Source organism: Falsiruegeria mediterranea M17, from assembly GCF_900302455.1.
GTDB classification, from domain to species: Bacteria; Pseudomonadota; Alphaproteobacteria; order Rhodobacterales; family Rhodobacteraceae; genus Falsiruegeria; species Falsiruegeria mediterranea.
The window spans coordinates 90702-103712 of record NZ_ONZG01000013.1 but is presented as its reverse complement, the minus strand read 5'-3'; the positions used below and the strand labels follow the sequence as shown (position 1 = coordinate 103712).

Below are 13011 nucleotides of genomic sequence, written 5' to 3'. Positions count from 1 at the left end.
TATCGGTTAGGAGACGGCAGATGGCCGGAGGGTGGGCCCGCGACGGGGCGGTGAGCGAACAGATCGAGGCGTCGATCTCGGACGAATTGGCGCGAATGAAGCAACGCCGCGCGCCGCAGGGCGAAAGCCTGACCCATTGCGCCGAATGCGAGGAGCCGATCCCCGAAAAGCGTCGCCTTGCCTTGCAGGGCGTCAAACTGTGCATTGATTGCCAACAAGAGCGCGATGGAGCGTTTCAAGCCCGCGCCGGGATCAACCGGCGCGGATCAAAGGACAGTCAGCTCAAGTGACCGGTTGGGTTAGGGCACGCCGCTCGTCCACGGCTTGGCGAAAGATCTGCATCGCCGAGGACAGGAACAACCCGCCCATGATGCCGGCAACCAGCAAGTCGGGCCAGCCCGAGGTCGAGCCCCAGACACCCGCAGCGGCCAGCATGACCGCAACATTGCCGATGGCGTCGTTGCGCGAACACAGCCAGACCGACCGCACATTGGCGTCCCCGTCCTTGTAACGGACCAGCAACGCTACGCTGGTAAGGTTTGCGACCAGAGCCATGAAACCGATCACGCCCATGATCTGCGCTTCGGGCACACCCACATAGAACACGCGGTACAGGGTCGAGCCCATCACCCATAACCCCATTACCAGCAGGCTGACTGCCTTGAAGAGTGCCGCATTTGTCCGCACCCGGACCGATGCGCCGATCACGGCAAGCGAAATGCCATAGGTCAGCGCGTCGCCCAGAAAATCGAGCGCATCCGCCTGCAAGGCTTGCGACCTTGCCATATGGCCGGCTCCCATCTCGACCGCAAACATGATGGCGTTGATGGCGATTACCAACCAAAGCCTGCGTTTGTAATCTGACGACAGCCCGTCGAACTTGGTGTCGTGGTTGCAGCATCCGGCCATTTGCCGACTCCTTTGATCCTTGGTTCGACAAGTAACGTAATTGCTCTAGCTGCTGTAGGTTCAAGAGGGGAATTGTGTGTTCAGCAGAGATTTTTTCCTGCTGCAAGGCTTTGTTGCGGGCCGCAAAATGGTCGATGTTCCACAAGTAGCGCTGCGCCCTGGGGATCGCATCGAACAGGTATTGGTTCGGACCAAGCATTTTGCGGGCGTTGAGGGTTTGAGTGCTCAGCAGGTCAAAATCCACCGGCTCCAGTCTGCAATGCCAGCCTTCGGCATATTAGCCCGCCCAGTGTTCGTGTAATAGCGCAGCAGCCGATTGCGGAGGGTGTACCCGTGATAGTCAAAGGCCACGGTACCGTCGGTGACATAGATGTGGTTCCCGGCAAAACCATCGCCCGGAATGATACGTTCAGCATGGAAACCGGGCAGGGGCGGGGCCTGCAAATAGACCCCGGCCAGAATGTGACAGGCTCCGTTGCCGAAAACACCCGATCCGGCAACGCCCATCGACGCTCGGGGTTCTTTTTGACGCCGGGTTTCATGCGGTACATGGCGTTACTTTCGACTGGCCCGGCGGCTCCGCCAACGGCGGTACAGACGGACGTCCATGGCGGCCACCATCACGCCGAGCGGGATCATCCAGAAGCCGAGGATGGGCAGAAAGCCAAGGATGCCGCCGATGATCAGCAGAATGCCCAGAAACAGGCGCATGCCCCTTGGTACATTGCGACGAACCCAGGCAAAGAAGGGTTTGAACCGCTCTCGCAGGGTGGGCTTGGCGGGCGCGCTCGCCAAATCCATCCGCATGATGTGCTGCGGACCGGCCTCGCCATGGGGCCAGGTCTCGCCGGTGTCGTCAAAGCCCCCCTTCAGATAGCAGCGGATCGCGCCGGGGTTGGCCATATTCACCGTCAGAACCACAGCCGTCGCGTCCGGGTAGTGCTTTGCGAGGTAGGGGCCAAGCGCCTCAACCACCTGCGTGGCCAGCCCTTGCCCCTGATGGTTCGCATCAATCATGAAGGCCCGCAGGCCCAGACCGGTGTCATGAGCAAAGGGATAGCGGCTGTGATAAAGCCGGTCGATCTTGAAGAACCCTACCGGCTGATTGCCGAGCCAGATGCCATGAAAGTCGATGCCCTCTTCGGCCGATCCATAGGCCTCGGCCACGGTGCCTGAAAATTTGATTTGTTCAGAGGTAACCGAGACAGACAGGAACTGTGCTCGGTTGGCGTCGGTGATTGGGCTGAGGGTGAGGGCGGGCATGGGCATAGGAATTGGACCGAAAATGGATTTGGCACACTCTCAGGCAGATGCCCTAGAAACGCCAGTCATTTTGGGTCCTCGAGCGCCCGTGACCTGGTTCGCGCCCACCGAAAAGGTTAGGCGCGAACTTAGTGCTGTAACTTGGCGAGAGGTCAGTCCTCCATCGCCTCCAGTTCGTCAATGAAGCCCGAGATCATCGAGAGGCCCTTGTCCCAGAACGTAGGATCACTGGCATCCAGACCAAAGGGCGCGAGCAGCTCTTTGTGGTGTTTTGATCCACCGGCGCGGAGCATGTCGAAATAGAGGTCTTCGAAGCCTTCTTTGCCGTCGGCATAGACGGAATAGAGCGCGTTCACGAGGCCATCGCCGAATGCATAGGCGTAGACGTAGAAGGGCGAGTGGACGAAGTGGGGGATATAGGCCCAGAAAGTTTCATAGCCTTCCATGAATTCAAATGCCGGGCCAAGGCTCTCAGCTTGAACACTCATCCACAGGGCGTTGATGTCATCCGGGGTCAGCTCGCCCTCAGCCCGTGCAGCGTGGAGTTTGCACTCGAAATCATAAAAGGCGATTTGGCGGACGACCGTGTTGATCATATCCTCGACCTTGCCGGCCAGCAGCACCTTGCGCTGTTCCTTGGTTTCGGCTTTGTCCAGCATCTTGCGGAACGTTAGCATCTCGCCAAACACGGATGCAGTTTCGGCCAGCGTCAGCGGGGTCGATGACAGCATTTCTCCCTGTTCAGCGGCCAGCACCTGGTGGACACCGTGGCCCAGTTCGTGCGCCAGCGTCATCACATCACGCGGCTTGCCCAGGTAGTTGAGCATCACATAGGGATGCACATCCGTCACGGTGGGGTGGGCAAAGGCGCCCGGCGCTTTGCCCGGTTTCACCTCGGCGTCGATCCAACCTTTGGAGAAGAAGGGCGCGGCCAGGTCGCCCATACGCGGGTCAAAGGCGCTGTAGGCGTCCATCACCATCTTTTCGGCCTCGGGCCAGGCAACGGTGCGGGTGTCTTCCATCGGCAGGGGCGCATTGCGGTCCCAGACCTGCATGACATCCAGACCCAGCCATTTGCGTTTCAGCTCATAATAGCGGTGCGACAGCTTGGGGTAGGCGGCAACAACGGCCTCGCGCAGCGCCTCGACCACTTCGGGTTCCACGTCGTTGGACAGGTGACGGCCGGTCTGCGGGCTGGGCATGCCGCGCCAGCGGTCGATGATTTCCTTTTCCTTGGCTTGCGTGTTGTGGACGCGGGCAAAGGTCTTGATGTTGTCGGCAAAGACGCGGGCCAACTCGTGCGAGGCAGCCTCACGCTTGGCGCGGTCCTGCTCGGTCAACAGGTTCAGCGTGCCTTCGATGTTCAGCTCTTCGCCGTCGACGTCAAAGGTGAGGCCTGCGATGGTCTCGTCAAAGAGCCGCTCCCAGGCGTCGCCGACCATGCCCAGATCATGCATGAAGCGTTCCAACTCGTCGCTCAGCTGATAGGGTTTCATTGCACGAATGCGACGGAAGACGGGTTCATAGCGAGCGAGATCGGCATTTTCTGCAAAATGCGCCGCCAGAACATCATCGTCGATGCGGTTCAGTTCCAGCGTGAAGAACACCAGTGGTGTGGTGTAGTTGGTGATCGCTTCCTGCGCATCCGACATGAACTTGGCGCGCTCAGAATCGGTGGTCAGCTGGTAATAACGCAAGCCCGCATAAGACATGATGCGCCCGGCGATGGCGTTGATCTTTTCGTTGCGCAGCACGCACTCCAGCAGGCCCGCAGCGTCCAGATCAGCCAGCTTGCCCTCATAATCCGCAGCAAACTCGGCACAGGCTTTTTCCAGCCATTCCAGATCCCGCTTCAGCTCGGGCGCGTCATCCCCGGTGTAAAGATCGCTTAGGTCCCATTCGGGCAGGTTGCCCAAGGGATCGGATCCGCCGCCAGCATTGGCATCGCGCACGGGAAAGGGAAGGTGGAGCATGTGGGACCTCATGAAAATCTGTCTTACCCCCGTATCTAAGGCGGGGGTGGGGCGACCACAAGTTACGCTTTGGCCGCCGCGCGCGCATCGCCCGTGGTAAAGAGGTGATCAAGCTGGTCAAACACCGGGCCGCGCACGTCGGGTGCCTCCATCAGCACCTCATGCTCGCCATCGGGTACTTCGACCAGATGGCCGCGTGGCCAGTTCGGCATGCGGGCGCGGATGGCGTCGCGGTCAACGATCTGCTCATGCGTGCCCAGATAGGTCAAGCACGGCAGATCGGGCGAGGCGCGCTCGGCCAGATTGGCGCATTCGGTGACCGATTCCTTGAGCCAGTGGATCGACGGTGCACCTAGGGCCAGCTCGGGGTGGGCGGTCAGTTGATCGCGCATCATCTGATACATGGCCGGGTCGCGGGTCAGGGTGTTGCCGTCAAACTCTTGTTCCAGGACATAGCTGCCCAGCGATGTGCTGGGCGGGTTCTTGTGCGCGGCTCCAAACAAGGGCGCCAGAACCATGGTCAATTTGCTCAGCGGCTTCATCAGTGGCGAGAAATAGATGCCCCACATCGGCCCGGTAAAGGCGCAAGTCTGCACCGGCATCCCCTCCATCACCGCGCGCAACGTGATGGCGCCGCCCATGGAGTGGCCAATCACGTGCCAGGGTTTGGGCAACTCTTGCTCGCGCGCCACCCGCAGAACGGCGGCGATGTCTTTCTGGTAGTCGGTGAAATGGCCCACGTGACCCACGCGCGGGTCATCCAGCAGGCGATCGGCCAAACCCTGGCCGCGCCAATCCACAGACAAAACGGTATAGCCGCGCGACACAAGCTGCGTCGCCGTCTCACCATATTTTTCGATATACTCCGTGCGGCCGGGGAACATCAGGACGGAGCCTTTTACCGCCCCTTCGGCACGCCATACACCCACGCGGATGCGCACATCGTCCGAGGTTTGCACCCACCAGGCTGCGCCCCCGGCGGGTCCGCCGGCCACATCATCAAAGAACGGGGCCGGCGAGATAGACATCAGGCCAGTACCGAGGCCAGTTTCATCGCGATGCCCATGTCACCGTCGATGGTCAGCTTGCCCGACATGAACGCGCCAGTGGGGTTCAGCTCGCCCGAGAAGATCTGAGTGAAAGTGTCCGCATCGGCGGTCATGGTCACATCCGCCTCATCATCGCTGATGCGTGCGCCGTCGCTGTCCAGGACAATTGCGCCCACGTCTGCGATGGCAAATTTGGCCGAGCCGTCAAAGCCGCCGCCACCCAGTTTTTCGTTCAATCCGGCCAGAGCCTGGTCAAGAAGTTCGCTCATGGTTTGTCTCCAATTAACATCGTTGTGACAACGGCGCTGTGAATGGACATCCACGCACGCCACGCTACACTGATGATTGTTATGGGCAATGCAAGCATCAATCTCAAAGCTATCGTTGCGGCAAGCATCGCATTCGTGATGTTTTCCGTTGCGACGCACGCGCAAGAGGCGGATTTGAACGACGAATCCGAACTGCTCGAGGCGTTGGTTCTGGCTGATCCGACCGAGGCCAAGCGCCTGGAACGGCAGTTGCAGGCGTTGTGGTCGAAATCGGGCTCTGCTTCGGCCGACCTGCTGCTCAAACGTGGCCGCGAGGCGATGGATGCCGAAGACTATCGTGCGGCCATCGAGCATTTCACCGCTTTGACTGATCACGCGCCCGAGTTTGCCGAAGGCTGGCACATGCGCGCCTCGGCGTTTTACAACGCCCAGCTCTTTGGCCCGGCGATTGCTGATCTTGAGCGCACACTGACACTGAACCCCAACAACTACACGGCAATGCTCGGGCTTGGGCATGTTCTCGAGCAGATCAATCAGCCCGAACTCGCCTATGACGCCTATGTTCGGGCGCAGTCTATACATCCGCATCATGAAGACGTATCCAAAGCCGTCTCACGGCTTGCGACCCAAGTGCAGGGCAAATCCATCTGAGACGACGAACTAAAGCCCGGAGCAATCGGGCAGGGGGCAAATGGTGAGCGGGTCATCCCGGATCGTGGCCGTCTTGGGCCCGACCAACACTGGCAAAACACATTATGCGATCGAACGTATGCTGGGTTATCGCACCGGCATCATCGGTCTGCCGCTGCGTCTGCTGGCGCGCGAGGTCTATGATAAGATCGTCGCCGTGCGCGGCCCGTCCGTCGTTGCGCTTGTCACGGGCGAGGAGCGAATCGTTCCGCCCCGGACCCAATATTGGGTTTGCACGGTCGAGGCGATGCCCGAAGGCATGGGCACCGATTTCCTGGCCGTGGACGAAATCCAGCTTTGCGCGGATCCCGAGCGCGGGCATGTCTTTACCGACAGGCTGCTGCGTGCCCGAGGCACGAACGAAACCTTGTTCATGGGCTCGGACACCATGCGCGGCCCGATCCGCGAACTGGTGCCCGAGGCACAGTTCGTTCAGCGCGAGCGGATGTCGCAGCTGGTTTACACCGGTTCGAAAAAGATCAGCCGCATGCCTGCGCGCAGCGCCATCGTCGGGTTTTCGGTCGACAACGTTTACGCTATCGCGGAACTGCTGCGGCGGCAAAAGGGCGGTGCGGCTGTGGTCATGGGCGCGCTCAGCCCACGAACACGAAACGCGCAGGTGGACCTCTATCAGAATGGCGAGGTGGACTATCTAGTCGCCACCGATGCCATTGGCATGGGACTCAATCTGGACGTTGATCACGTGGCGTTCTCCGCGCTGAGCAAATTTGATGGCCGTCGCATGCGCCCGCTGGCGCCCAACGAGTTGGCACAGATCGCAGGCCGGGCAGGGCGCGGCATGTCCGATGGCACCTTTGGCGTCACTGGCGAGGCACGTCCCCTCGATGATGGCATGGCCCAGGCGATCATGGATCACAGGTTCACGCCGCTCAAGAAACTCAACTGGCGCAATGCGGCGTTGCAGTTCGGCTCAATCGAATCCCTGATCCGCTCGCTTGAGGAAAGCCCAAAAGGCGAAAACCTGCTCAAGGCGCGCGAGGCGGATGACCTGCAAGCACTGAAGTCGCTGTCGCAAGTGGCCGAGGTTACGGCACGCGCCAGCAGTGGCGACAGTGTACGCCTGTTGTGGGACGTCTGCCGAATCCCTGATTTTCGCGGCATCAACCACGCGGAACACGCCAGCCTTTTGGAGGTGATTTTTGGCCACCTGCATGAGCGCGGGCACATCCCTGACGACTTCATGGCGCGGCAAATCCGCCGAATCGACAAGACACATGGCGACATTGATGCACTGTCGAAACGACTGGCGTATATTCGCACGTGGACATATGTCGCGCAACGGAACGGCTGGGTGCGTGACGAAAACCATTGGCGCGACGAAACCCGCGCTGTAGAAGACCGTGTATCTGATGCTCTGCACGAGCGTCTGACCCAGAGATTTGTGGACCGGCGCACCTCGGTATTGCTGCGCCGGCTCAAACAGAAGGAGGCCCTTTTGGCCGAAGTGAATGACAAGGGTGAAGTGACCGTCGAAGGCGAATTTGTCGGACGGTTGGAAGGGTTCCGGTTTTCCCCGGACAAAAGCGCGCAAGGCGCCGATGCGAAGGCGTTGAAATCCGCGTCGCTCCAGGCGCTTGCCCCGCAATTCCATCTGCGGGCGGATCGCTTTTACAATGCGCCCGATACTGAGATTGATTTTACCGAACAGGGCGGCCTCATGTGGGGTGAGCACGCTGTTGGTAAGCTGGTGGCCGGCGCAGAGCCGCTTAAGCCGATGGTCGAGGTTTTTGTGGACGAGGCTGCAGGCCCGGACGTCGAGCAAAAGGTGCAGCGCCGTCTGCAGCATTTCATCGACCGCAAGGTTGCCGCGCTGTTTGAGCCGCTGCTGAACCTGTCGCGTGACGAGGAACTGAACGGTCTGGCCCGTGGTTTCGCCTTCCGCATGGTCGAGGCGCTTGGCGTTCTGCCCCGCGCCGAAGTGGCCCAGGATGTGAAAGACCTGGATCAGGACGCCCGTGGCGCGTTGCGCAAACATGGCATCCGCTTTGGTCAGTTTACCATCTTCATGCCGCTTTTGCTGAAACCTGCGCCGACGCGTCTGCGTCTGGTGCTGTGGTCGCTGGCCCAAGGCCTGCAAGAATTCCCCGAGTCGCCCCCGCCGGGTCTGGTCACCGTGCCAACCGTTGCGGATGCGCCGCAGGGCTATGACACCATGTGCGGCTACCGCAACGCAGGGGACCGCGCGATCCGCATCGATATGCTGGAACGCCTTGCCGACATGCTGCGCTCCGAAGACAGCCGGGGTGGTTTTGAAGCCAATGCCGACATGCTTTCGATCACGGGCATGACGCTGGATCAGTTCGCCGACCTGATGGGCGGTCTGGGTTACAAGGCCGAAAAGGCCGAGCGGCCCAAGGTCAAAGCCCCTGCTGATCCGGCACCGGCTGCGGATCCAAGCGGTGAAGCATCGGACGCGGCAGAGACGCCTGCAGAAGCTGCACCCGGATCGGAAGTGGAAGTCGCAACCGCCGAGGCGCCAGCCGAGGCCACCGACAGCACCGAGGCGGCAGCCGAGGCCCCCGCCGCTGAAGCCCTTGCTGAACCTGCAGAACCTGAGGTCGAAGTGTTCTACACCTTCACCTGGGGTGGTCGCGCGGCCCGTCAGGGTGGACGTGGTCCGCGTCGCGATGGTCAGAACGCCCAAGGGCGCGGCGACGGTCGCGGTCAGGGCAAGGGCAAACCCCGTGGCAAGCCGCAGGACGGCCGTGGCAAGCCCGGCAAGAAGGGCGGCAAGCCGCAAGGCGCCAAGACCTTCTCGTCGCGTCCTCCGCGTCAGGAAAAGAAGATCGACCCCGACAACCCCTTCGCCGCTGCGCTGATGGGGCTGAAAGAAGGCAAGTAAGCCTTGAGCGACATGCCCGCCGCAAAACTGCGGATCGACAAATGGCTGTGGCAGGCGCGGTTCTTCAAGACCCGCTCGCTGTCGGCCAAACAGGTCAGTGGCGGGCATGTGCGTGTGAACGGAAACCGGGTGCTCAAACCCTCCTACGGAGTGAGCCCCGGCGACGTTCTGACCTTTTCTCAGGCCAAAATCGTACGTGTCGTGCGCATCGAGGCGCTCGGTGAACGCCGTGGTCCGGCGTCTGAGGCGCAAACGCTGTATGCGGATTTGACACCGAAGCAGGAAAAACCTCCTGCCAATCCAAAATTCGAAGGAAAAGGTCGCCCATCCAAGCGGGATCGCAGGGCGCTTGATCTTTCCAACCCGTTCGACCCCGAATGATCCCTTGAAGAAGGCCGCACTCTGATTTAGCTAGTCCGGCAACAGACGAAACCGGAAAGCTGCACATGACCTACATCGTCACCGACAATTGCATCGCTTGCAAATACACCGACTGCGTCGAGGTCTGCCCCGTGGATTGTTTCTACGAGGGCGAGAACATGCTGGTCATCCACCCCGATGAGTGCATCGATTGTGGTGTGTGTGAACCCGAATGCCCCGCCGACGCCATTCGCCCGGACACCGAGCCGGACATGGACAAATGGGTCGAGATGAACCGCAAATACGCGGAACTGTGGCCCGTGATCGTCACCAAGAAAGACCAGCTGCCCGAAGCTGAAGAGCGTGACGGTGAAACGGACAAGATGGAAAAGTACTTCTCCGAAGCCCCCGGTGAGGGCGGATAAGCCAAGGTGGGTAAGCGATTCGCACCTTTTTGACATTCTGTATGTCGAATGGGTGCTGATAAGACGCTGAAAACATGAAATAAAGCGGAAGTTGACCTAGCGTCGGCTTCCAGTTTCCTGTTTTTTGTGTTAAGTTCTCTGTTCAAATGATGTCAACGACCGGGATGTGCTCCACTCAAATGCTCGTGTTGGAGCTATAGAGATTACACACATTGAACCGCCTGTCGGGGAAACGCATTCCCCGCTAGTGGTTTTTTTGTCGCCAATGCCCGGTTGCAGCAAGGAAAGACCTGTATGACCAAGTCGAAGAAGCTCGATTTCCGCCCCAACGACTATGTGGTCTATCCGGCGCATGGTGTCGGCCAGATCATCTCAATCGAAGAGCAGGAAGTTGCAGGCTACGCGCTTGAGCTGTTTGTAGTATCCTTTGAAAAGGACAAGATGACCCTGCGGGTTCCCACCAACAAGGCCACCGAGATCGGCATGCGTGGGCTTAGCTCGCCGGATGTCATCAACCAGGCGATGAAAACGCTCAAGGGCAAGGCCAAGGTCAAACGCGCCATGTGGTCGCGCCGCGCTCAGGAATACGAACAGAAGATCAACTCGGGCGATCTGATCGCGATTGCCGAAGTGGTGCGCGATCTGCACCGCACCGATGACCAGCGCGAACAAAGCTATTCCGAACGTCAGCTCTATGAAGCAGCGCTCGAGCGTCTGACGCGCGAAGTGGCCGCCGTGGCCGGTGGTGACGAAATCCAGGCCGCCAAGCAGGTCGACGAAGTTCTGATGTCGCGCGCTGCTGCCGCGTGATCCGGATTTGATATGTGGTTTGAGCCGTCCCATCTTTTGGGGCGGCTCTTTTCATTTGGGGTAGGGGATGGTTGACCTTGATCAGATCTGGTCCGACTACGGACAAGCGCTGCGCGGCTTCCTGCGGGCCCGCGTTAGCGACCCCGATGATGTCGAGGACCTGCTTCAAGAGATCATGATCCGCACCCACCGCAGCCTGTCTGATCTGCGCGAGGACACCAAACTGCGCGCTTGGATCTATCAGATCGCACGCAATGTGGTCATCGATCACTATCGCACGTCAGGACATGGCAAAGACTTGCAAGCGGATGACTTGTGGTATCAAGAGCCTGACCCAGCCACTGCGCGGGATGAGTTGGCCGACTGCATTGCCCCGATGGTGCGCGCCTTGCCGGCAGAATACGCCGAAGTTCTGACGGCCGTGGATCTGGAGGGGCAGGCGCAAAAGGACTATGCCGCCGCTCGTGGGGTGCCCTATTCGACGCTCAAGTCGCAAGTGCAATCGGGGCGCAAACAACTGCGGTCGCTTTTTGAAAACTGTTGCCGGTTCAGTTTGGACACCCGAGGCGATGTATCTGATTACGAAATAAAATCAGACGGTTGCAAGAAATGTTGATCTAGGCGTCGTCTTTTTCCGTTTTGCCTCGTCTTCAGGGATGAAAGCAGTTGGAAAGAAAAAGGACACCTCCAATGATCAAGATCGTAAGCTTCAAGATCTGCCCCTTTGTGCAGCGCGTGACCGCCATGCTTGAGGCGCGCAACATTCCCTATCAGATCGACTACATCTCGCTCAGCGACAAGCCCCAGTGGTTTCTGGACATCTCGCCCACAGGTCAGGTGCCGGTCCTGATCACCGAAGCGGGCGAGCCGATTTTTGAATCCGACGCCATCTCGGAATACATCGACGAGATCGCGCCGCCGCTTGAAGCTGGTCTGACCCCGGCGACGCGTGCCAGAAACCGTGCGTGGAGCTATCAGGCGTCGAAACACTACCTGGTGCAATGTTCCACCATGCGCAGCGCGGACAAGGACACGCTGGCAGAGCGCCGCGCCAACCTGTCCAGGGCCTTTGCCCGCGCCGAGGGTGAACTGGGTGAGGGGCCATTCTTCAACGGTGAGATCCTCGGAAACGTGGATCTGGCCTGGCTGCCGCTGCTGGATCGTGCACGGATCATCACCAAACATACGGGTTATGATTTCCTGAGAGGTTTTCCCAAGGTCAAGGCCTGGCAGCAAACGCTGGACCAGACCGGTTTGCCCGCCAAATCCGTGGCAGAGGATTTTGAGGAAGCTTTCACGGGTTTCTACTTGTCTGACCAGACCTATCTGGGCACTGGCAAATGTCAGGCCTCGCAGAGTGATTGCGGCACCTGTTGCTAACAAAATCTGGGGCGCGACTTGCGCCCCAAGCCCCCTTTGCGCTTAGATAATTCTCAGGGGAGAGGGCGCATGAAGGCATTGAAAAAGCAGGTTCGCGGATTGTACCTGGGCTCTGGCACGGTGCCGCGCTGGTTTCGCTATTGCCTTATCGTGTTTGACTTGGCCACGATCGTTTTTTTTGTTGGAACAGCGCATAAGACCCATGGCCCGATACTGACGACGGTCAGCCAGGTCGTGGGGCTTATCATTCTTCTGGATTTCAGCGCTCGGCTATGGATTTCGAGAGACCGGAAAAAATTCCTGCGGCAGATTTACACGCTGGCCGACATCGTGGTGATCCTTTCGCTGATCCTGGACCCGATCCTGAACGAAAGCTTGGCGTTCCTGCGTATTCTGCGGGGGCTGCGTCTGATCCATTCGTATCACCTGTTGCGGGATTTGCGACGCGACAGTCAATTTTTCCGTACGCATGAGGACGCGGTGATCGCAGCGATCAATCTGCTGGTGTTTGTCTTTGCGACATCGACGGCCGTGTTCGTGTTCTTCATTGACCACGACACGAGCCAGACGCCGTATATCGATGCGCTTTACTTCACCATGGCGACACTCACGACGACCGGCTTTGGCGACATCACGTTTCAAACGCCGGGGGGCAAGCTCTTTTCGGTGTTCATCATGGTGGTCGGCGTAGCGCTGTTTGTGCGGCTGGCACAGGCGATATTCATGCCCCAAAAAGTGCGCCACAAATGCGGAGAATGCGGGTTGTATCGTCATGATCCGGACGCCGTGCACTGCAAGCATTGTGGTGGGTTGCTGAATATCGAAACCGGCGGTGTGAGCTAGGATAGGGGGCACTCCCGCGCCCGCGCCAACCTGACTGCGTCAGCTCAGCGAACGGCCTTGGGCCGGGCGCCGCGCTGCGCGCGGCGAAGTCCCCCTTGGGGCACTTGGTTTGCTACAAGCTCCAACCGCCGAGCACAGCGAGGCGCTCTGAATTCTTTGAGCCCAACGGGAGGAGGG

Annotated in this window: 15 protein-coding genes; 9 read left to right on the top strand and 6 right to left on the bottom strand. The window is 59.6% G+C overall.

The features are described 5' to 3' along the window. The first annotated feature begins 20 nt into the window (after positions 1-20). Positions 21-290 carry a DksA/TraR family C4-type zinc finger protein gene (locus tag TRM7615_RS21430; protein WP_108791576.1) on the top strand — a complete coding sequence of 90 codons (270 nt, stop codon included), beginning with the start codon at positions 21-23 and terminating at the stop codon, positions 288-290. On the opposite strand, the gene TRM7615_RS21425 is transcribed toward TRM7615_RS21430, so the two are convergent. The 6 genes from TRM7615_RS21425 to TRM7615_RS21400 form a co-directional block, all read right to left on the bottom strand. Continuing rightward, positions 283-909, bottom strand: coding sequence for a cation efflux transmembrane domain-containing protein (locus TRM7615_RS21425; RefSeq protein ID WP_108791574.1), 627 nt, complete (start codon positions 907-909; stop codon positions 283-285). The genes TRM7615_RS21430 and TRM7615_RS21425 overlap by 8 nt on opposite strands. A 225-nt stretch (positions 910-1134) precedes the next feature. Beyond that, the gene (locus TRM7615_RS25780; protein ID WP_207775254.1) at positions 1135-1416 is read right to left on the bottom strand and encodes a hypothetical protein; all 282 of its coding nucleotides are present in this window, start codon (positions 1414-1416) and stop codon (positions 1135-1137) included. A 48-nt stretch (positions 1417-1464) separates the two neighbouring features. After that, positions 1465-2178 carry a GNAT family N-acetyltransferase gene (locus TRM7615_RS21415; RefSeq protein ID WP_235824173.1) on the bottom strand — a complete coding sequence of 238 codons (714 nt, stop codon included), beginning with the start codon at positions 2176-2178 and terminating at the stop codon, positions 1465-1467. A gap of 146 nt (positions 2179-2324) precedes the next feature. After that, a complete protein-coding gene (locus tag TRM7615_RS21410) occupies positions 2325-4145 on the bottom strand; it encodes a M3 family oligoendopeptidase (protein WP_108791572.1) in 1821 nt (606 codons plus the stop codon). A 62-nt stretch (positions 4146-4207) separates the two neighbouring features. Next, positions 4208-5173 (bottom strand): alpha/beta hydrolase, encoded by a 966-nt coding sequence (locus tag TRM7615_RS21405; protein ID WP_108791570.1) that lies wholly within the window; start codon positions 5171-5173, stop codon positions 4208-4210. Next, on the bottom strand, positions 5173-5463 hold the full coding sequence (locus TRM7615_RS21400; RefSeq protein ID WP_108791568.1) for an SCP2 sterol-binding domain-containing protein: 291 nt from the start codon (positions 5461-5463) through the stop codon (positions 5173-5175). The genes TRM7615_RS21405 and TRM7615_RS21400 overlap by 1 nt, the downstream gene beginning before the upstream one ends. A gap of 42 nt (positions 5464-5505) precedes the next feature. On the opposite strand from TRM7615_RS21400, the gene TRM7615_RS21395 reads away from it, so the two are divergent. The 8 genes from TRM7615_RS21395 to TRM7615_RS21360 all read left to right on the top strand — a co-directional run bounded on the left by TRM7615_RS21395 (position 5506) and on the right by TRM7615_RS21360 (position 12834). Beyond that, on the top strand, positions 5506-6114 hold the full coding sequence (locus TRM7615_RS21395) for a tetratricopeptide repeat protein (RefSeq protein ID WP_108791566.1): 609 nt from the start codon (positions 5506-5508) through the stop codon (positions 6112-6114). Between the two features lie 43 nt (positions 6115-6157). Further along, positions 6158-9016 carry a helicase-related protein gene (locus tag TRM7615_RS21390; RefSeq protein ID WP_235824172.1) on the top strand — a complete coding sequence of 953 codons (2859 nt, stop codon included), beginning with the start codon at positions 6158-6160 and terminating at the stop codon, positions 9014-9016. A 12-nt stretch (positions 9017-9028) separates the two neighbouring features. Continuing rightward, on the top strand, positions 9029-9397 hold the full coding sequence (locus TRM7615_RS21385) for an RNA-binding S4 domain-containing protein (protein ID WP_108791562.1): 369 nt from the start codon (positions 9029-9031) through the stop codon (positions 9395-9397). 65 nt (positions 9398-9462) lie between these two features. After that, complete coding sequence (gene fdxA / locus TRM7615_RS21380) at positions 9463-9801, top strand: ferredoxin FdxA (RefSeq protein ID WP_108791560.1); 339 nt, start codon at positions 9463-9465, stop codon at positions 9799-9801. A 294-nt stretch (positions 9802-10095) separates the two neighbouring features. Continuing rightward, entirely contained in the window at positions 10096-10611 is a 516-nt protein-coding gene (locus TRM7615_RS21375; RefSeq protein ID WP_108791558.1) for a CarD family transcriptional regulator, read from the top strand. A gap of 67 nt (positions 10612-10678) precedes the next feature. Next, positions 10679-11227, top strand: a complete 549-nt coding sequence (sigZ, locus tag TRM7615_RS21370) for an RNA polymerase sigma factor SigZ (protein WP_108791556.1) — start codon at positions 10679-10681, stop codon at positions 11225-11227. A 74-nt stretch (positions 11228-11301) separates the two neighbouring features. Further along, positions 11302-11991 (top strand): glutathione S-transferase family protein, encoded by a 690-nt coding sequence (locus TRM7615_RS21365; protein WP_108791554.1) that lies wholly within the window; start codon positions 11302-11304, stop codon positions 11989-11991. A gap of 69 nt (positions 11992-12060) precedes the next feature. Then, complete coding sequence (locus TRM7615_RS21360; protein WP_108791552.1) at positions 12061-12834, top strand: potassium channel family protein; 774 nt, start codon at positions 12061-12063, stop codon at positions 12832-12834. Positions 12835-13011 lie beyond the last annotated feature (177 nt).